The sequence below is a fragment of the Pseudoalteromonas sp. R86517 genome, assembly GCF_042466295.1.
GTDB classification, from domain to species: Bacteria; Pseudomonadota; Gammaproteobacteria; order Enterobacterales; family Alteromonadaceae; genus Pseudoalteromonas; species Pseudoalteromonas atlantica.
Map to the genome: position 1 here is coordinate 3,044,390 of NZ_JAXHCB010000001.1, position 20,291 is coordinate 3,064,680.

Below are 20,291 nucleotides of genomic sequence, written 5' to 3' on the forward strand. Positions count from 1 at the left end.
TTTTTAAAAACTCCTGATTGTGTGTAGTCATTTTGTCGTTGTGTGGTGTGTATAGCTTCAAATACTATTTATAATATAAATACTTTAAATTGAGCAAAAGTGCAACCTTTTCCTTAATTATGGCTATCTTTTTGTTACGTGTATTTTTCTTTTTGTTTTCTTTAATTTAACAGTGGAATTAGTACGTTATTGCGAAAACGCAAAAATTATTTGCTGATTATATTCTTCATTAGGCAATAAATTAGCTTTTGGATAATCGCTTCTATTTGCTGCATTGGGCCAGTTTTGAGCTTCTAAACACACTGCTTGGCGTGCTTTAAAAGGAGAACCTACAAAATTTGCCGTATAAAGCTGCATACCAGGTTGGGTACTTTTAAGGGTTAAATTAACGCCCGTGTGTGGCGAGGTTAATCTAGCCATTGTTTTTAAACGATTGTCATCACTAAAAATATAGCAATGATCAAAGCCACTACCGGCATCAAGCTGTGCATGCTGTGCGCACAGTGCATCGCCAATGGGCTTAGGGTAAGTAAAATCAAAGCAGCTGCCCGAGCCATCTTCATGATGGACAAGCGGTATACTGTTACTATCGATAGGTAAATACGTTGCGGTATTTATTTGCAGCAGGTGATTATTAATGCTCTCACTGCCTTCAAGATTAAAATAGCAGTGGTTGGTAAAGTTAACGAGAGTTTCTTTATCGGTAATGGCTTTGTAACTGAGGATTAGCTCGCCATTGCGTGCAGTAATTGTTTGCCAAACTTGTAATTGGCCAGGAAAGCCTTCTTCTCCATCTGCCGAGCAGTAATAGAGCTCCACTTCATTATTGCTTTGTTTAGTGACTTGCCACAGTACTTTATTAAAGCCTTTTTCGCCGCCGTGTAAGCTATTTGGGCCATTATTCGCTTTAAGTTGGTACTCTGTGCCTGATAATACAAAACGTCCGTTTTCAATACGATTTGCGTAGCGCCCGACTGTTGCCCCTAAATAAAATGGGTTTTCTAAATAATAAGCAGGTTCGTTAACGCACAGTGTCATCTCTTGGTTATTAAACTTTATGCTTTTGATAATAGCGCCAAATGGCAATATTTCTGCAGTTAAGCTTTTACCATCGCTAAGCGTTATTACCTCTAACGATTTATTGCCAGTTGTAGATGCCACATTCATTCTCCATAAACTACCAGCTCAACAGTACCTGTCATAGCGGTGCAACAATATATAATATAAATAGTATATAAGTGAGAAGCGTAACTCAATCAAAATGCGTTAAAATAACGCTATAAAAATTCACAGCTGTCGCTTGTGGTTTACATCACCGCTCCTCGTTGCGTGGAGCAAATGCACCTAGTTAAACTAGGTGATCGCTGAGTGCTGCGACTTCTGCTTCGCTTAAATTTTGTTTAGCTTTGTTTTTAAAGTTATAACGCACTAATACAGTTTTACCCACAACACAGCATTTACCTTGCTGCCACGCCTCTTGCTTAATGGTAAAAGAGCTATTTCCTACATGCTCAACAGCTGTTTTAATCGTCACTTCGTGAGCATAAAATAATTCCCCTACAAACGATGCTTCTATTTTAGCGATGATCAGTTTCCAGCCGTGTGGGTTTAGATCGGGGGTAAAAAATTTAAAAATAGGGACGCGTGCGGCTTCAAACCACACTGGTAGTACGGTATTGTTGATGTGTCCGAGTGCATCTGTTTCGCTAAAGCGCGGCATCACTTTTTCAATAAACATAAAAATCCAAATAATAACTAAATAAAAAGGTAAATCATGACGGACTTTATCCACGTTATTGATAACGCGTTAAGCGATGATTTTTGCGATAACTTTATTACCACATTCTCTAACAGCCCGCATGTAAAACAAGGTGTAACCTCTGGTGGTGTGGACTTAAAAAAGAAAGACAGCCACGACCTGCAATTAAACAGTTACCCAGAATACGCCCAACAATTAAAGCATATTCAGCAAACCACTGCACAGCATGTTTTTAACTATGTAGAAGCACACTTTTTTATGCTAATTGGCGCATTTGGCTTAAAAGTGTATCACCCAAAAACGGGGGATGTGGTGGATTTAACACAGGATAACTTTGACGAAGTAGGCAAACCACAGCTCTCTGTGCTGGTGCAGCAAATATTTAGACTTGGGAACATTCAGGCGCAAAAGTACGAGGTAAATAAAGGCGGCTACCCTTACTGGCATAGTGAAGTGTATCCACAGCTACAACACAATGAAGCACTGCACCGTGTATTATTATTTATGTTTTATTTAAACGATGTAGAGGAAGGTGGCGAAACAGAGTTTTATTATCAAAAACGTAAAATTGCGCCTAAAAAAGGCACTATGGTCATTGCCCCTGGCTACTTTACGCATACCCATCGAGGTAATAAGCCGGTATCGAACGATAAATATATATTAACTTCATGGGTGCTATTTAATCGCGCAGAGCACATATACGGCACACCTAAAAGCTAAAACAGTCAGCGGTCAAAAGCTAACTAACCGCTGACTACTTTAATGCATTTGAGCTTTAATAAGAGTTATTCAAAAGCGCAGATTTGTATTCATACCAATCCGCGATAATACTTAATTATGCGGATTGGTATAAACTGTCAGTTTCAAAGAAGTTGATCAAACAAATCAAATAACTTATCTAGCTCTTCGGTGGTGTTGTAATGCATACAACCAATGCGCACTACACCGCCTTTATCAAGTACGCCTAACTGCTCACATAAGCCTTGTGCATAAAAATGTCCATCCCATACACAAATATGCTGTTTGCCTAAAAACTCAGACACCTCACGCGGCTCTAGCCCTTCAAAGGTTAAAGCAAATGTAGGCGTACGCTCGTTTAAGCGCTCAAGGTCATCAATACCAAATAGCTTAATGCGCGGGTAATTAACTAAACGCGTTAAAAAGTACTCACTAAGCGCCATTTCGTGCTGCTTTGTTTTAGCAAAAGCCGCAGTTAACTTTTCACGGCGCGTGTGGCCTTCATCAAGCCCGCTAATTGCAGCAATGTAATCAACAGCGGCAATAAAACCTGCTAAGGCTTCGAAGCTTTGCGTGCCTGTTTCCCATCGACCTGGTGCTACATCTTTAGCTGGTTCTACTTTGTAAGGCGTAAAACCTTCAAGATGCTGTGTTTTACCGTACACCATGCCTAAGTGAGGACCAAAAAACTTATAGGCAGAACAGGCCAAAAAGTCGCAATCAAGGGCCTGAACATCAACAAGCTCGTGCGGTGCATAATGCACGGCATCAACGTACACTAATGCGCCTACAGCATGGGCAAGCTCTATAATACGTTTTATATCGTTAATAGAACCCGTAGTATTTGAAGCGTAAGTTACCGCAACCAGTTTAGTATTGCTGTTTAATAAGCTTTCAAACTGCGCCATATCTAAGCTGCAATCAGCCTCGTTAATTAAAGCGGTTTGAACTTTAACGCCTTTATCTTGCGCTGCTTGCTGCCATGACGATACATTTGAGAAGTGATCAGCGTTAGTCACAATAATCTCATCACCGGCTTGCCAATCACGTGAAATAGCACGGCTAAAGCTAAAGGTAAGGCTGGTCATATTAGGGCCAAACACTATATTTTGTGCACTTGGCGCATTAAGCAAATCGGCTGCTGCTTGGCGCGCATTTGCCATTAACTCAACGGTTTTATCACTTGAAAAAAACGCACCGCCTAAGTTTGAGTTGTAGTGCCCTAAATAAGCTGTCATTGCATTTAGTACAGACTGCGGCACTTGAGAGCCACCGGGGCCATCTAAAAATATTGGCGATTTACCATCAACGGTTTGTATTAATGCAGGAAACTGCTCACGTAGTTGCGCTATGTTCATGAGCATTCCTTAAGAGGTAAGTACAAAACAATCCAGGTAACCTGGCTTGTTTGTATCTACTTTGTTCATTGGCGTGGCATTGTGCCAAACTTGACGGTCGTTTATTAGTGCAAACATTCCGTCTTTAATTTCCATTTTAAAACACGGTTCAGCTTGCTTGTTTTCGTATACTAGCAGCTCGCCGCCTTCTAAGTTTTCGTGAGAAACACCACATACACAAACATGGTCAAACCCATCTTGATGCACACCTTCAGGTGCTGCCGGCGTATCGCTATCAATGGCAAGCATTCTAAATTGGTGAATTTCAATATCACGGCCTTCATCAATGCCGGTAAGCTCACAAAACTCACTTACAATGCTTTTCATACCTTCTGACTCAAGTAAGCTTTGCTCTAAGTTTTCATAAGTACGCTCAACATTACCCTGAAAGGTGTTAATAGAATCGTCTTGAACAAACGCTTTGGCAGCTTGTAGTTTTAGCTCACCATTTTGAAATTTAATTACCGAGTAACGACGCTTACGAAATTCACCATCTGCATACGGATTAGCAGGTAGGTTATCAAAAGAAGGCTTAACCAAATCAATATTTGCTTGGTTAATAAAACGAAGTTGCAGTAAATTCTGGTTGTTTAATGCAGTCATAAAATCTCGCTTAAAATAATGAGAATATTGAAAGAGATTTTAATGCATGTAGAAAGGAATATTTGCTTTATTATTTATATAAAAAGTGGGTAATGGTTATATTTAATTCAATTAAAACTCATTACAGCATGAAATATTCAATTTTATTTTAACCAATAAAAAACCCGCCTAAGCGGGTTTTTTTAAAACAGGTTTAGATTATACAGCTTGCTGAATAATTACGTTGTCTGCTTTTTTAGTGTACTGAGGCATACGGTGGAAGTTCAAGTAACGGTATGTATCTGCAGCCGTTGCATTGATTTTCTCTGCGTATTCTTGGTACTCAGCTGGTGTAGGTAATTTACCTAAAATTGCCGCTACTGCAGCAAGCTCAGCTGATGCTAAGAATACATTTGCGCCTGTACCTAAACGGTTAGGGAAGTTACGTGTTGAGGTAGAAACAACCGTTGCTTTATCAGCAACACGTGCTTGGTTACCCATACACAGTGAACACCCTGGCGTTTCGATACGTGCACCAACACGACCAAAGATACCGTAGTAACCTTCGTCAGTTAGTTGGTCTTTATCCATCTTCGTTGGTGGAGCTACCCAAAGTTGAGTTGGGATACGACCTGTAAAGCCATCTAGTAATTTACCCGCAGCACGGAAGTGACCAATGTTAGTCATACAAGAACCGATGAATACTTCGTCGATTTTCTCGCCAGTAACATCAGAAAGTAAACGCGCATCATCTGGGTCATTTGGAGCACAAAGGATTGGCTCTTTAATTTCTGCTAGGTCGATTTCTACAACGTGCTTGTACTCTGCATCAGCGTCAGCTTCCATAAGTTCTGGGTTAGCTAACCACTCTTGCATTGCATTAATACGACGTTCGATTGTACGTACATCGCCGTAACCTTCAGAGATCATCCACTTAAGCATAACAATGTTAGACTCAAGGTATTCGCTGATAGACTCTTTAGAAAGCTTAACAGTACAACCTGCTGCTGAACGCTCTGCTGATGCATCTGATAATTCAAACGCTTGCTCAACAGTTAAGTGCTCAACACCTTCAATTTCTAGTACGCGACCAGAGAATTCGTTGATTTTACCTTTTTTCTCTACTGTTAATAAGCCTTGCTTAATACCGTAGTAAGGGATTGCGTGTACTAGGTCACGTAAAGTGATACCTGGTTGCATTTCACCTTTAAAGCGAACCAAAATAGACTCAGGCATATCAAGTGGCATAACACCTGTTGCTGCTGCGAACGCTACTGCACCTGAACCCGCTGGGAACGAAATACCTAATGGGAAACGTGTATGTGAATCACCACCAGTACCTACAGTATCAGGTAATAACATACGGTTTAACCAAGAGTGAATTACACCATCACCAGGGCGAAGTGAAACACCGCCACGGTTCATGATGAAATCAGGAAGCGTATGGTGAGTGTTTACGTCAATTGGTTTAGGGTAAGCAGAGGTATGACAGAATGACTGCATTGTTAAATCTGCAGAGAAACCTAAACATGCTAAGTCTTTAAGCTCATCACGTGTCATAGGACCTGTAGTATCTTGCGAACCTACAGTGGTCATTTTAGGCTCACAGTATTGGCCTGGGCGAATACCTGCTACGTTACATGCTTTACCAACCATTTTTTGCGCTAGTGTAAAGCCTTTATCAGACACTTCTGTTACTGCTGGTACTTTAAATACGTCAGTAGCACCTAAACCTAAAGAGGTACGTGCTTTGTCTGTTAAACCACGACCAATGATTAGAGGAATACGGCCGCCGGCACGTACTTCATCTAAAATTACGTCTGATTTAAGCTCAAAAGTAGAGATAACGTCATCTGTACCGTGGCGCTTAACTACACCTTCGTATGGGTAAATATCAATTTGATCACCCATGTTGAACTCATCAACATTTAACTCGATTGGTAACGCACCTGAATCTTCCATTGTGTTGAAGAAGATAGGCGCAATTTTGTTACCTAAACATACACCACCAACGCGCTTATTAGGTACGTATGGGATATCATCACCCATAAACCAAAGCACAGAATTAGTTGCAGATTTACGAGAAGAACCAGTACCTACAACGTCACCTACGTATGCAAGTGGTAAACCTTGTGTTTTTAATTCTTCAAGTTTAGTGATTGGACCTACTTCACCCGCTTTGTCAGGAGTGATACCGTCGCGCTCATTTTTTAGCATTGCTAAAGCATGAAGTGGGATATCTGGACGTGACCATGCATCTGGTGCTGGTGATAAATCATCAGTGTTTGTCTCGCCGGTTACTTTAAATACAGTAACAGAGATTTTTTCAGCAACAGCTGGCTTGTTAGTAAACCATTCAGCGTCTGCCCAAGATTGAATAATCTTTTTAGCGTGCTCGTTGCCTGCTTTTGCTTTTTCTTCTACGTCGTAAAATGCATCAAACATTAATAATGTGTTTGATAGGCCTTTTACAGCGATAGGCGCAAGTGTTTCGTCATCAAGTAGCTCAATCATTGGGGCGATGTTGTAACCACCTAACATTGTACCTAATAATTCTGCTGCTTTTTCTTTAGATACTAATGGAGATTGTGCTTCGCCTTTAGCAACTGCCGCTAAAAAGCCTGCTTTGATGTATGCTGCATCATCAACGCCTGGTGGTACGCGGTTGATTAGTAAATCTAAGATGAACTCTTCTTCACCCGCTGGTGGGTTTTTAATTAGTTCAATAAGATCAGCCGTTTGCTGAGCATCTAATGGCGCTGGTACGATACCTAACGCGGCACGTTCTTCTACGTGTTTACGATATTCTTGTAGCACAATATTGCCCTCTTGGTGACGTGAAAGTATTCGGTAGCGCCTCATGCGCAAAAAAAGTAACCCAATACTTATAGTATTCTAACGCGGGATTATAAAGCTTTTATGTATAGATGAAAATCCATCCAGCTAAGCAACTGATTATACCGACTATAAATATTATGAATAGTGGTAAGCGTAAATTCTATTTTCGTGAATGTTTGTTAAGTAATAATCATTCTTGTTTAATCAAATTAATACTGCATATGCTGTTTTAAAGGCATAAAAAAACCCAGCACTAAGCTGGGTTTTTAAAATAAAGTAAGTAACTATTAACGCTTAACTTTTACACGTTCAATAGATTTTACATGTGCTTCTACACGACGGTTTTCAGCGTGAGCTTCTTTCGTGTTAGCTGTGTTTTTAAGACGTTCTTCACCTAGACCGACAGTTGTAATGCGATCTTCAGCAATGCCATCTTTAATTAGCTCTTGTGCTACATCATCAGCACGCTTTTTAGAAAGCATCTTGTTGTAGTTTGCGTTACCTACCGCTGACGCGTGGCCTTCAAGTAGTACAGTTGTATCTTCGTGCTCTTTTAAGAACTCAGATACTGATGCAATATCGTCAAAGTAACGTTGACCAACTTGTGCAGAATCATGTGGGAAAGTAACTAATAAGCTTGTTGTTACTTCACGGTCTTCGTATAAAGTACAGCCATCGCCATCAACAGCGTCTGTCATTGGCGTGTTAGGACATTTATCATCTTTATCTAGGATGTTGTCGTTGTCGCTGTCTTTAGGTTCTACAGGTACTTCTACTACTGCTGTAGGCGCTGGTTCTACAGGCTGTGCAGGCATAGAGTTTTGGCCAAATAAGTAGTTAATACCAATTTTAGCACCTACATCTGTGTAACCTTTATCAAGACCTTGGTATACCGCAGTTTCAGCGTTTACGAAAAAGCCATCAGTAATAAAGTGTTGGTAACCAACACCTGCGTTTAAGAATGTGTTGTCATCTACTACGTCCATTTCTTTAATACCGAATAGACCGTAGAAAGGACCGCCGTCAAGGTGGTAAAGCGCATCAATACCGTAACGCTCGCCGTCGATATTATTACGATTGCCCGCAGCTTTATCGAACGCGTTAAAGTTCATATCTGCATACTCAAGGCGTGCGCTCCAGTAATCGCTGAAACGGTAACCTGCTTCTACACCCCAACCAGTTGACTCGTTTACGTCAAGGCCAGCTTGAGCGCGCATGTTTTCCCATGACGCATCATAGTAGTCACCAAATGCACCAATGTAGAAACCTTCTTCTTTATCGGCAGCGAATGTAGACGCGCTAGTTGCAGCTAACGCAATTGCAATTGTAAGTGATTTTAATTTCATTGTTTTCTTCCCATTTTAACAACTTAGAAAATTGTAGCTAATCAATACTAGCTCAACCAGTTTTGTACACACTACCCGAGCTTTTGTTAATCGATACTTAACGAAAAATAAAGTTTATAAATTTTTTCAACGATCTACAGGCATTCCAACCACCAATTGTAGGTTAAGTAAAAATTTTTACCTAATCTGCAATTAATAAATTATGGTAATTTATAAATAGTTACTTTTTATGAATGCGCACAATAACACCGAGTGTGTAACTGCTCAATCATTGTACACTGCATTATTTAAAAATGACTATTTATAATCAAAAACTTACAATTAATTACAATACTTAAGTACCGCAAAAAGTTTGATAGCCCTTGTCATCTTTACCTGTCTCTTGAAAGCGGGCTAAGTTAGCTGATTTATCATATGGGTTACTCATCACCGTTAACAAGTCGCTTAGCAGCTCGCTCTCGCCGTGTTGATTATATTGCGCAAGGATTTCTTCGACGATGTGATTACGCGGTATAACCCTTGGGTTAGCCGCTCTCATTAGGTTATAGCTGTTTTCATCACATCTTTTTTGCCATAACTGGGCCCATTGCGTTAATTCATTTGGCACTTTGCCACCCTTTAGTGACTCAGTTAGGGCATCAAAGGTATTGGTGTAATCGAGCTTATGCTCTTGAAATAACAATAATAACTTACTTACAAGCTCTACATCGTCTTCGTTATAACCTGCTAAGCCTAATTTTTGTGCCCACATTTGATTATATTGCTCGTTAAATAACGTAGAAAACTGATTAATTAGCGGCGTCATTAAACTTACAGCTTGTTCGTCATCTTCATCTATTAGCGGTATTAGGCTTTCGGCTAAACGCGCGCAGTTCCAACTTACAATATTTGGCTGATTACCATAGGCATAGCGACCTTGCTTATCAATTGAGCTAAACACGGTATCAAAATCAAAGGTATTCATCATTGCACACGGGCCGTAGTCGATAGTTTCGCCGCTTATCAAGGTATTATCAGTATTCATAACGCCATGAATAAAGCCTACTCGCATCCAGCTAATAACCAGCGCTAGCTGACTATTTATAACGGCTGCTAAAAAGTCTAAATAGCGCTGAGCCCCTGTTGATTGAATACTTGGGTAATGACGCTCAATGGCTACATCAGCTAATTTTTTTAATCCCTTTACATCACCTTGAGTTGCTAAATACTGAAACGAGCCAACGCGAATATGGCTACTTGCTAAGCGGGTAACAATTGCGCCTGGTTGCGGCGGATTACGATAAACAGCTTCACCTGTGCCTACAACAGCCAAACACCGCGTGGTTTTAATCCCTAAGCCGTGCATAGCTTCGCTCATAATATACTCGCGAATAGCGGGGCCTAGTGCACATCGCCCATCGCCTCCTCTTGAAAAAGGAGTGGCGCCTGAGCCTTTTAACTGAATATCCCACAGCTGATTTTTATCATCGCTGATAGCCCCCAGTAAGTGCGCTCGCCCATCACCCAAGCGCGGCGAAAAGTGCCCAAACTGATGCCCAGAATAGCCAAGCGCTACAGCACATAACGGTTGAGGCTCGTTACCAGCAAAAGTACTGGCGCGCAGCGCAGGCTCAACATCTATATTAAACTGCTGTGCTAACGCTTCGTTCCACAGCAGCAATTGCGGGGCAGCAACGCTTGAAGGTTGATCCTCTATTGCAAAGTTATCTGCTATGTCTGTGTATCTTGGCACTAGTTTCATGGTTAATCCTCTGTTTGTTGGCTTATGCCTACGCGATTGTCGCCCACGCTGTAAGCCACAATTAAGCTAAGTTCTTGCAGGCTCAAACCACTTTGCTTTTGCATTTCGTTAAAAAACGCCTGTGCGGCAGTGAGCGATTTTTTAGTTTGCAGGCCGCCATCTATAATTTTGTGCGCTCTTAGGTAACTTTCTACATCTCGCGAAAGTAAAAAAGTATCTTTACCAAGCGCTCTTAAGGCATACGGGCCTGTATTGCCGCCCAAACGGGCGCCGTGTTTTTTTAAATGCGCCCATAAACCAATAATGTCATCGCCTGGCCAGTTAGCTACAAACTTGCTAAAACTGCCATGTTGCTGAGCTATTTCGTGGATCATGTAGGCATTTTCAGGAATTGTTTTTACTTTTTTATAATTACGAATAATGCGCTCATCAGTTGCTTTTTGCTCGAGCATATCGGGCGGCATCATAAGTAATTTATCAACACTAAATTGCCAAAAAACCTCTCTAAAACCTGGCCATTTACTGTTTATTACCGACCAGTAAAACCCGCTTTGAAATACTTTTCGGGTAAACTCTTCAAGCCAATCGTCGTCACTTAATGCGCTTAATGCTTTTTTAGATAAGGGTTTTGCGAGTAATAACTTAAGCATTTTTTCAGAACCTTTTCGCTCTACTGCTCGCTTATAAATATCGCTAAATTTTTCCATACTTATTAAATACCTCATCACTGCTCATAGGGTTAGTTTACGAGAAAAGCAGCCAATACGTAACCACCCACATTTTCGATGAACTAATCTGTATCCTGCAACTTGACACCTAGACGGCTAAAATGTTTTAATCGCCGCAATTACCCTATTTAAATTGTATTTTGTTAAACCTTTTGCGGTTAAACAAAATACAAAGGGCTAGAAGAGGTGCGTTATTCAGGTAGCGTATGTTAGGAGCGCAAACTCCAGTGAGCATATGTGAGGGGAATACCGCCGAGAGGTAAACGCTTTTGCGAAGCAATTACTTCGGGCGACTAGGTTGAATCCTAGCGACTGTCACCAATAGCTGTTTTAGAGCAGCTTATTAGTTTGGTGGAGAGCTTCTGGTCTTAAATAATAAGGCCGTGCGCCCTATTATTTTAAGCCCATTCGCTCTTCGAATACTGTTCGAATGACGTTAATGCGGCTCACATCATACAGCCTCCTTAATATCTCGAACACCTTATAGGTTCGTAAGAGATGATTCACAACTTCAATTTAGACGACTACGCACTGTGGACAGCGCTTGTTACGCCGTTTGATCAACAAGGTAATGTTGACTACGACACGCTCACAACACTTGTTAGCGAACAAGAAGCGGCACACAACGGTATTTTACTGCTCGGTAGCACAGGTGAAGGCTTAGCCCTTACACTTAAAGAGCAGCAAGGCATTGTTGAGCACGTGTGCCAATTAAAACCCAGTGTACCGCTTATGGTTGCTGTTGGTGGTAGTAACTTGGCCCAACAAAAAGAATGGGTTAGCTACTGTAACCAATTACCTATTCACAGCTACTTATTAGGCTCGCCTCTTTATGCAAAACCAGGGGCTGTAGGTCAAACACATTGGTACGAAAGCTTATTAAACGAAAGCGCGCATCCGTGTATGTTGTACAACGTACCTGGGCGCAGCGGTGTAAGCATTCCTATCGAAACCATTGAAAACTTAAAAGCGCACCCAAAACTGTGGGCTTTAAAAGAAGCCAGTGGCAACATCACCCAATTTGAAGCATACCGACAAGCCGCGCCTAATTTAGCGCTATACAGTGGCGACGATGCACTTATGCCCTACTTTGCCCAAGCAGGTGCAAAAGGCTTAGTTTCGGTTGCGGCCAATGCATGGCCTTTGCAAACACACGAATTTGTAAAGCGCAGCCTAAGCGGTCAACACCCCAATTTATTTGCTCAGTGGACTCGCGCTATCAATAGCCTATTTGCTGTAGCAAACCCTATTCCCGTTAAAGTGCTAATGCACCAGCAAGGGCGTTTAAATAGCCCACTGTTGCGCCCACCTTTAACGCATCTTGAGTTAACGCAAACCGATTGCATCACCACTGCAAACGACACCATTTTATCTTGGCATTAAACACAGGTTTTTATAATGAGCTGGTTAGAACTACTAAATAATTTAGAATCGGGCGCAGTACGCGCAGCATCACAAAACGAAAGCGGCCAATGGGAAGCTAACGTAGAAGTAAAACAAGGCATTTTAGAAGCCTTTAAAAATGGCACTAACACAGAGTTTGCAGGCGGGTTTGTTGATAAGCACAACCTTGCACCGCAAGAATTTAGCACTGAAGATGGCGTGCGTATGGTACCAGGTGGCACCAGTGTTCGCCGCGGTGCCTACGTAGCTAAAGGCACTATTATTATGCCACCAGCGTACGTAAATATTGGCGCATACATCGACGAAGGTACTATGGTTGATAGCCACGCATTAGTGGGTTCATGTGCACAAGTTGGTAAAAATGTACATTTAAGCGCGGCTGTTCAACTTGGTGGTGTACTTGAGCCAATTGGGGCAAGCCCTGTAGTGGTTGAAGACGATGCGTTTATTGGCGCAGGTTGTGTTATTGTTGAAGGCGTAGTGGTTAAAAAAGGCGCTGTACTTGCACCAGGTGTGCGTTTATCTGCAACTATTCCGGTTTACGACTGTGTTAACGAGCGCCAGCTAGATAAAGGCGAGCCAATTCCAGAGTACGCTATTGTAATACCAGGTTCTCGCCCTGCGTCTAACGAATGGGCTCGTGAGCAAGGCCTAAGCATGTCGTGTGCACTCATTGTTAAATACCGCGACGAGCAAAGCGATGCATCGTTATTGCTAGAAGAGGTTTTACGATAATGAGCTTTTTGAGCACGCCTATCAAGGCCGCCGTAAATACACTTACTCAGCAACTTGATACACCTTTTTTTGTTTACGACTTAGACAAACTAAACGCACACCTTACCCGTTTAGTTGCGCAAACCGATGTAAAGCTTTGGTATGCGGTAAAAGCCAATCCGCTTTCTAAGGTTATTCAATGCCTAGACAGCGCCGGATTTAACTTTGACGTAGCAAGTAAAGGTGAGCTTGAACAAGTCCTTGCACAAGGTATTAGTTCACAGCGCGTGCTCAACACAGGGCCTGCAAAGAGCCCTAAACAAATTAAACACTTTATTGAGCGCGGCGTGCGTATTTTTGTTGCCGAAAGCCTCAATCAAGTACGTTGGTTAAACCAGCAAGCGCAGCTGCAAAATACGCAGCTGCAAGTATTACTGCGTGTGCAATTACGCTGGCCAGAAGGTGAAAAAAACCCATTAGGGGGTGACAGCCTTACTCCGTTTGGGCTTGGTTGCGATGAATGGCAAGCGCTCAATACTGGCGATTACCCAGCACTTAATTTTGATGGCCTGCATATTTTTCAGTGGGGCAACATGCTTAGCACGCAAAAGCTAAGCGAGCTGTGGTCGCAAATGATTGCACCGCTTACCACCTTGGCTAATAACTTAAATATAAACCTTAAAATTTTAGACTTAGGCGGCGGTTTAGGTATTCCTTACACATCAAACGATGCAACACTTGAGTGGGATGGATTAATCACCGCGCTGGCAAAAATTAAAAAAGATGCGGGTGTAGACGAGCTTTGGATGGAGCTTGGACGTTACGCTGTAGGCGAATGCGGACATTACGCGAACCCCGTCGTTGAGTGCAAACAAAACTACGGGCAACAGCAAGTTATTTTAACCGGTGGTATTAACCACTTATTGCGCCCAGCTGTTACAAGCCAAGATTTTCCTGCGGCGTTACTGCGCGAATCAACAGCGCCAGAACAAGCAATGAGCTTATACGGCCCATTATGTACTGCCCTTGATTGCTTAGGCGAGCATACCCTACCAAGCGATTTAAACGAGCAAGACTGGCTGGTGTTTAGCCAATGTGGCGCCTATGGTTTTACCGAAAGCATGCCGTATTTTTTATGCCATGAGTTAGCAGCTGAATACGTGTTACAAAAGGGCGAACTCACGTGTATACGCCAAGCTGAAGATGCCAGCCACTATTTAAGGTAATAAACATGAGCATAACAACACCCATCAGCCAAGAAAATATTGTAGTAGGGGAAGTAGCAAACGGCTTACCGCTAACCATTCCTGTATATCGCTTAAAAGGTGATGGCACAGGTCCAAGCGTGTATATTCAAGCCAATATGCACGGTGCTGAAGTGCAAGGTAACGCGGTTATTTTTCAGCTATTAGAGCAATTAAAACAGCTTAATTTAAAAGGCGATATTACCTTAGTCCCTTATGCTAACCCTATAGGTTGTAATCAAAAATCAGGGGAATTTACCCTTGGCCGATTCGACCCTATTACTGGCACTAACTGGAACCGTATGTATCACTACAATAGTGATTTAGTTACCCAGTTTGCACACGAGCATAGCCAGTACGACGATGCAGCTTTAAAAAGTAACTTTAAAAAAGCCCTGCTTGATGAAATAGATGCCAAACTTAATGGCCCAGCTTACTTGCTCAATACCGGTAAACGCATTGCGCTTAACCTGCAAAAGCTTGCGCATCAAGCAGATATCGTGCTCGACTTACACACGGGGCCTATTTCAAGTAAGCATCTGTACTGTCCAACGTATGCCAGCGACAGCGCACGTTATTTTAATATTGAACACGTACTGCTTATTCCAAGCGACTTTGATGGCGCAATGGATGAAGCTAGCTTTTGCCCATGGTGGCATCTAAGTGATGCACTTAGTGCGCAAGGCAGGGACTTCAATGTACAGGTTGAGGCCTTTACAGTAGAGCTAGGCAGCCAAGAAAAAATAGATTTAGCAGCCGCCTTTGACGATGCAAACAGCATTTTAAGCTATTTGAACCATAAAAATGTATTGGTAGATGCAGCGCATCAACCTAAGCAGATGACCCGTTATGCGTGCCATTTAGATGACTACTTTGCTTATTATGCGCCGATTGGCGGCATGGTTGAGTATGTTGCCCCGTTAGGCGCACACATAAAGGCAGGCGAGCCAATAGCCCATATATTACGCATGGAGCGCTATTTAACTGAGCAACCCCTACAAACATTAAGCCTCGATTGCGATGCAATTGCTATTTTGCATTTTGCCTCAGCAAGCGTAAACCAAGGCACTGAACTTTATAAGTTTTTTACTAACGTATTTGAGTTATAACGCACCGCGCTATAACTCCCCCTTCTCATTGCGTGAGAGTAAGTTAACTAACTTACAATATAAGCGGCTATATGCCGCTTTTTTTGATCTGTGATAACGGTGTAAACGTAAGGTAATCAAATAAGTGTAAATTCAGTGAAAGTTCACCGTTACAAATGTAAAAACACGTTATAATTTATAAATCTACCTTACTCTCAAAGGAATAAACAATGAGCTGGCGTTATTGGATTGCAGTTACGGCTTTACTAAGCACCCCCTCTTTTGCCCAACAAGAGGTTAAAAAAAATGAACAAGACAACGACATAGAGCTAGTTAAGCAATGTATTTTAAATGAAGTAATTGGTGGCGATGGTAAGCAAACCTTAGACGAGCTGCGCACAAAATGCTCAGCCCTTGAAGAAAACAAACAACTTACCGCACTTGATAAACGCAAGGCTCGCGAAGAGGTAAGTAAAAAAAATCGTAACGTAATTACGCCGCATAAACGTAACTACATTTTACCTTTATCGTATGTCTCCCACCCTAACGATCGCCCGTTTGATGGCTTTGACGAGCTAACAGATGAAGAAAATGGCGAACCCCTTGACAACCTAGAGGCTAAATATCAGCTTTCTATTAAGGTGCCACTGTACGATGATTTTGCAGATGACGACCAAGCCATATTTTTTGGCTTTACCTTGCAGTCGTATTGGCAAATTTATAACTCAGAGATTTCTTCTCCGTTTCGTGAAACCAACTACGAACCAGAAATATTTTGGGTAAACTACCTAGACCAAGAAAACGTACTTTGGGGCGACGAAATGGCCATAGCGCTGGGTATTTCGCACCAATCTAATGGCCGCAGCCAGCCAAACTCTCGTTCATGGAACCGAATTTACGCCGATTTTATATGGGAAAAGAGCGGTTTTGTATTTAGCTTTAAACCTTGGTATCGCATTGCCGAGGATGAAAAAGACAATATATTAGAAGCCGATGGCGACGACAATCCAGATATTTACAAATACATGGGTTACTTTGAATTTGGCGGGGCGTATCGTTATCAGGATCATGAGTTTAGCTTTATGACGCGTAATAATTTAAATTCAGATAACCGTGGTGCACTTCAACTAGATTGGTCATTTCCGCTTTGGGGTCGTTTGCGTGGCTACGCACAATATTTTAACGGTTACGGTGAAAGCCTAATTGATTATAACGCTGATGTAGAGCGTATTGGTGTAGGTATATTACTTACCGATTTACTATAATTTATTAATACGCCATAAAAAAAGCCAAGCCCTTTTATAAAGTGCTTGGCTTTTTTATTAAAGCGTTACTCGTTATTTTTTAACCGCAAACACCCCTTCAAACTCTGCAACAACATCGCTGCCATCAAATATAGTAACAGGTACTACGTAACTTGCTTTGCCTGTTGTTTCTAGCTCACTGAGTTTACCTTTACAGGTTTGCACATCAACACAACCGCGTGGGTCGGTATTAAGTGGTTTTAAGTATTTTATAGTGGCATCGGCTAATACAATATTGCCCTCAAGCCCTGCCTCTTTAAGCGCTAAGTACGTTGCGCCCCAACCTGTTAAGGTTGCTAAGCTGTATATAGAGCCTGCAAACATGGTGTTGTGTAGGTTTAAGTTAGCGTCTAAATCAGCACGCGTTGTAAACTGCCAGTCTGTGTAGCTTTCTACTTTTATACCCATTGCATCACTAATTGGGATTGATTCACGCCAAATATTTTGCAGTACTTGCGTCCAATCAGGGTGGCGAAACCAACCCGGCTCACTAGGCTTTTGCTTAATCATTTTGAAATGTTGTACATCGCCATACGCTAAGTGGGCTTTTTCTTTTAGCTCGTAGCCGTGGCGCTTATAAAACTCAAGCGCACGCTCGCGAGCAAATAACACTAATTCGCCTGCATTTTGCGTCCATGCTATTTTTTCAAGCTCGTGTAATAAACGGCTACCAATATGCTGGTTACGGTTGCCTTCGGCTACGGCCATGTAACGTACTTGCGCTTGTTCATGGTTGTTAAAGTGTAAACGGGCCACACCAAGCACATCACCGTTGTTATTTTTAATAAAGCGATGCTCTGAGTCTTGTTCCATATCATCTTGTTCAGAGCCACGAGGCTCATTCCAAGGCGCACGTAGTACTTCCCAACGTAATTGATAGTACGCTTGCCAGTCTTCGCTGCTCTGCGGTGTAGTTACTTGAAACATATATACTCCTGTTGTTTTGCCGTAAATAAAAAATAAAGGCTACGGCATGTAATCCAACTGAATAACTCTTTAACCTGCACATTGGTTTTTACATTAGAAAATTAAAGATTAAGTTGGTTGGAATTATTATGGCAAATACCATACTCCATCTTTTAAACACTGCCAATACGACTTTGGTAAGCAAGCGAAAAAATAACTGTTTTACCCATAGCATCAGCTAGTTTATGCTGGGCCTTTAGAGATTGAACATGCACTGAGCGAAGGGTTCTGCCTAGGGGAAATTTACTCTTTGTTGCCTACATGGGTGTAAGCCGGTAGAGTAACGCAGGAGCAGTTACCTAGCCCACCAGGTTACAAATCTCGCGCCGCGATTAAATCGCCCCCTAGATTGAACAAACTTTAATCCTGAAAGGTCAACAGGCCCTTAATGTTATGAGCGATTTTATAAACCCTTTAACGGGTGTAGTGAGTAGCCACTTTATTAGTCACAGCCAAGATATTGGGCAACTAGTTTACTGGCATAAATATGCAGGCGATCACATACAGGTTCGCCAATCCGGTCAGCTCCGCTGGCTGCTGATTAACGATACGTTGCAATCGGTGGTAGAGCTTAACAATCCACAGCGCTTACTATTTCCACATTTAACCTATTTAGCTAAACAGTGGCAAACCTTAGCACCGCCAAATCACGTGTTAGAACTTGGCCTTGGCGGTGGCGCTATACGTAATTACTTACAATACACTTACCCGCAGGCACACGTAACATCAGTTGAAAAAAATGCAGATATAATTGCCTGCTATACAGATTTTTTCGCTCTTAAAAACCAAAGTGACGTGCAGTGTGATGACGCGCAAAATGTACTTAGCAAGGCACATAACCATGACTGGATTATTCTTGATTTATTTAGCCAAATAGATGCACCACGATTTTTGTTTGAACGCGCTTTTTATCAAAAAATATACGATGCGCTAAACGCAGGTGGCACGTTATTTATTAACTTTTTATCGCAACATGAGTCGCAGTTAATTCAGTTACAGCAATTACTATTTAATGTGTTTGGCGTAAAAGTAAGCCCGCATAAAATTGCGGGCTTTGTGAATCATATTATTATTGTTACTAAAGCTGGTAATTAAACCGATAAGTTAAACGTAACAGGTCCATCGTTACACAAGCTCACTTGCATATCGGCGCCAAACTCTCCCGTGGCAACACTAATACCCTGCGCTTTAGCTTGAGTTACAAAGTACTCGTAAAGCGCGTTAGCTTGGCTAGGTGTGGCTGCCGATGAAAAGCTTGGCCGCATGCCTTTTTTAGTATCAGCCGCTAATGTAAATTGCGACACCACGAGTAACTCACCGCCTATATCTTTTAGACTTAAGTTCATTTTGTCGTTTTCATCGGTAAATATTCGGTAATTACTTACCTTATGCAATAGTTTGTCGGCGGTTTGCTCATCATCTGGTTTTTCAACACCGAGTAACAATAATATACCTTGGCCAATTTCACCTATAACTTGGTTATCAACTTCTACTTTGGCACTTTTTACACGTTGTATTAAACCTTGCATTTAACTGCGTTCCTCTGTTTTTAGTTCTTCATCAATGTCTATTTCTGGTGTTTGTGGTACATGATTAGGGCTTATACAGGCGGTAAATTCGGCCCCTAATAGCACTACCACCCACGACAAATACACCCACACAAATAAAATAGGAATGGTCGCAACAGCGCCATAAATTACTTCGTACGAAGGAAAATGGCTAATATAAAGCGCAAAGCCTTTTTTAGTCAGCTCAAATAATACTGCCGCAAAAAGAGCCCCAGGTAGCGCAGCCCGAATAGATACAGGCGTGTTAGGTACTAAAGTGTATAACATTAAAAAGCCAATCATCGAAAAGCCATAAGGCACCAGCTTTAACAAAAAGCCACTAAACCCAGGAATTCCCTGATCGGCAAACGACACTAACGAAACAATATACGATGTAACACCAATACTTGCGCCCAGTAGTACGGGGCCTAAGCTCAATACCATCCAATAAACCGCAAAAGAGATCATCATGGGGCGTTTTTTCTTAATACGCCAAATGCGATTAAGCGTGGCATCAACATTACGTATAAGCAGCAATGCAATCGCCGCTAAAAAGCCAATACCCACCGCGGTCATTTGGTTCGCATTGCCAGCAAAGGAGCTTATATGCTCTTTAATCACATCAGATGAGGTAGGTACAAAGTTAGTAAACAAAAAGCTTTCTATGGCTATGCGGGTCGACTCAAACCCCGGGAAGGCCGAAAATATTGCCACGCCTACCGCTATCAAAGGCACTAAAGAAAGCAAAGTAACATAGGCAAGGTAGCCTGCATTCACTGTAATTTGATCGTCTATACAGCGGTTAACGTACTGCATCCACCAGCTTGGCTGTTGCCTTAAAAAGGAGATAGCTTGCTGTTTATAAAGGGAGAGCTTATCATTCATACAATTGACT

At 41.9% G+C, this 20,291-nt stretch carries 18 protein-coding genes and 1 riboswitch; of the genes, 7 read left to right on the forward strand and 11 right to left on the reverse strand.

Annotated elements, in window-relative coordinates:
* Positions 1–186: 186 nt before the first annotated feature.
* Together SJY38_RS13745 and SJY38_RS13750 are read right to left on the reverse strand one after the other, a co-directional pair.
* Complete coding sequence (locus tag SJY38_RS13745; RefSeq protein WP_377109985.1) at positions 187–1,161, reverse strand: aldose epimerase family protein; 975 nt, start codon at positions 1,159–1,161, stop codon at positions 187–189.
* A 187-nt stretch (positions 1,162–1,348) separates the two neighbouring features.
* Positions 1,349–1,738, reverse strand: coding sequence for a thioesterase family protein (locus SJY38_RS13750; protein WP_286743710.1), 390 nt, complete (start codon positions 1,736–1,738; stop codon positions 1,349–1,351).
* A 36-nt stretch (positions 1,739–1,774) separates the two neighbouring features.
* Here SJY38_RS13750 and SJY38_RS13755 point away from each other — a divergent pair, with 36 nt between their 5' ends.
* Positions 1,775–2,479 (forward strand): 2OG-Fe(II) oxygenase, encoded by a 705-nt coding sequence (locus SJY38_RS13755; RefSeq protein ID WP_004588165.1) that lies wholly within the window; start codon positions 1,775–1,777, stop codon positions 2,477–2,479.
* Positions 2,480–2,622: 143 nt separating this feature from the next.
* On the opposite strand, the gene SJY38_RS13760 is transcribed toward SJY38_RS13755, so the two are convergent.
* The 6 genes from SJY38_RS13760 to SJY38_RS13785 all read right to left on the reverse strand — a co-directional run bounded on the left by SJY38_RS13760 (position 2,623) and on the right by SJY38_RS13785 (position 11,108).
* Positions 2,623–3,855 (reverse strand): cysteine desulfurase-like protein, encoded by a 1,233-nt coding sequence (locus SJY38_RS13760; protein WP_286743713.1) that lies wholly within the window; start codon positions 3,853–3,855, stop codon positions 2,623–2,625.
* 9 nt (positions 3,856–3,864) lie between these two features.
* Positions 3,865–4,497: a 2OG-Fe dioxygenase family protein gene (locus SJY38_RS13765; RefSeq protein ID WP_004588163.1), complete on the reverse strand. Its 633-nt coding sequence runs from the start codon at positions 4,495–4,497 to the stop codon at positions 3,865–3,867.
* Between the two features lie 198 nt (positions 4,498–4,695).
* Entirely contained in the window at positions 4,696–7,293 is a 2,598-nt protein-coding gene (acnB, locus tag SJY38_RS13770; protein ID WP_004588162.1) for a bifunctional aconitate hydratase 2/2-methylisocitrate dehydratase, read from the reverse strand.
* A 308-nt stretch (positions 7,294–7,601) separates the two neighbouring features.
* Complete coding sequence (locus SJY38_RS13775; protein WP_377109986.1) at positions 7,602–8,660, reverse strand: OmpA family protein; 1,059 nt, start codon at positions 8,658–8,660, stop codon at positions 7,602–7,604.
* Positions 8,661–8,994: 334 nt separating this feature from the next.
* The gene (locus tag SJY38_RS13780; RefSeq protein ID WP_286743717.1) at positions 8,995–10,401 is read right to left on the reverse strand and encodes a YdiU family protein; all 1,407 of its coding nucleotides are present in this window, start codon (positions 10,399–10,401) and stop codon (positions 8,995–8,997) included.
* 2 nt (positions 10,402–10,403) lie between these two features.
* Entirely contained in the window at positions 10,404–11,108 is a 705-nt protein-coding gene (locus tag SJY38_RS13785; RefSeq protein ID WP_024032011.1) for a DNA-3-methyladenine glycosylase I, read from the reverse strand.
* A gap of 194 nt (positions 11,109–11,302) precedes the next feature.
* Positions 11,303–11,499, forward strand: a riboswitch (Lysine riboswitch).
* A gap of 128 nt (positions 11,500–11,627) precedes the next feature.
* Between SJY38_RS13785 and dapA the strand changes: the two genes are divergently transcribed.
* The 5 genes from dapA to SJY38_RS13810 all read left to right on the forward strand — a co-directional run bounded on the left by dapA (position 11,628) and on the right by SJY38_RS13810 (position 16,844).
* The gene (dapA, locus tag SJY38_RS13790) at positions 11,628–12,512 is read left to right on the forward strand and encodes a 4-hydroxy-tetrahydrodipicolinate synthase (protein WP_029773500.1); all 885 of its coding nucleotides are present in this window, start codon (positions 11,628–11,630) and stop codon (positions 12,510–12,512) included.
* A 15-nt stretch (positions 12,513–12,527) separates the two neighbouring features.
* The gene (locus SJY38_RS13795) at positions 12,528–13,268 is read left to right on the forward strand and encodes a 2,3,4,5-tetrahydropyridine-2,6-dicarboxylate N-succinyltransferase (protein ID WP_054983375.1); all 741 of its coding nucleotides are present in this window, start codon (positions 12,528–12,530) and stop codon (positions 13,266–13,268) included.
* A complete protein-coding gene (locus SJY38_RS13800; protein ID WP_286743723.1) occupies positions 13,268–14,473 on the forward strand; it encodes a PLP-dependent decarboxylase in 1,206 nt (401 codons plus the stop codon). Before SJY38_RS13795 ends, SJY38_RS13800 begins: the two co-directional genes overlap by 1 nt.
* 5 nt (positions 14,474–14,478) lie before the next feature.
* Positions 14,479–15,600: a succinylglutamate desuccinylase/aspartoacylase family protein gene (locus SJY38_RS13805; RefSeq protein WP_286743726.1), complete on the forward strand. Its 1,122-nt coding sequence runs from the start codon at positions 14,479–14,481 to the stop codon at positions 15,598–15,600.
* A gap of 209 nt (positions 15,601–15,809) precedes the next feature.
* Positions 15,810–16,844, forward strand: a complete 1,035-nt coding sequence (locus tag SJY38_RS13810) for a phospholipase A (RefSeq protein ID WP_273587794.1) — start codon at positions 15,810–15,812, stop codon at positions 16,842–16,844.
* A 72-nt stretch (positions 16,845–16,916) separates the two neighbouring features.
* Here SJY38_RS13810 and SJY38_RS13815 read toward each other — a convergent pair whose 3' ends face one another.
* Complete coding sequence (locus SJY38_RS13815; protein ID WP_024032005.1) at positions 16,917–17,810, reverse strand: bifunctional GNAT family N-acetyltransferase/hotdog fold thioesterase; 894 nt, start codon at positions 17,808–17,810, stop codon at positions 16,917–16,919.
* Positions 17,811–18,242: 432 nt separating this feature from the next.
* Here SJY38_RS13815 and SJY38_RS13820 point away from each other — a divergent pair, with 432 nt between their 5' ends.
* On the forward strand, positions 18,243–18,944 hold the full coding sequence (locus SJY38_RS13820) for a spermidine synthase (protein ID WP_248531450.1): 702 nt from the start codon (positions 18,243–18,245) through the stop codon (positions 18,942–18,944).
* Here SJY38_RS13820 and dtd read toward each other — a convergent pair.
* The gene (dtd, locus tag SJY38_RS13825) at positions 18,941–19,378 is read right to left on the reverse strand and encodes a D-aminoacyl-tRNA deacylase (RefSeq protein WP_096040994.1); all 438 of its coding nucleotides are present in this window, start codon (positions 19,376–19,378) and stop codon (positions 18,941–18,943) included. The two genes, SJY38_RS13820 and dtd, sit on opposite strands and share 4 nt — an antisense overlap.
* Positions 19,379–20,281: a virulence factor BrkB family protein gene (locus tag SJY38_RS13830; RefSeq protein WP_029773504.1), complete on the reverse strand. Its 903-nt coding sequence runs from the start codon at positions 20,279–20,281 to the stop codon at positions 19,379–19,381. It abuts the gene before it with no gap.
* Positions 20,282–20,291 lie beyond the last annotated feature (10 nt).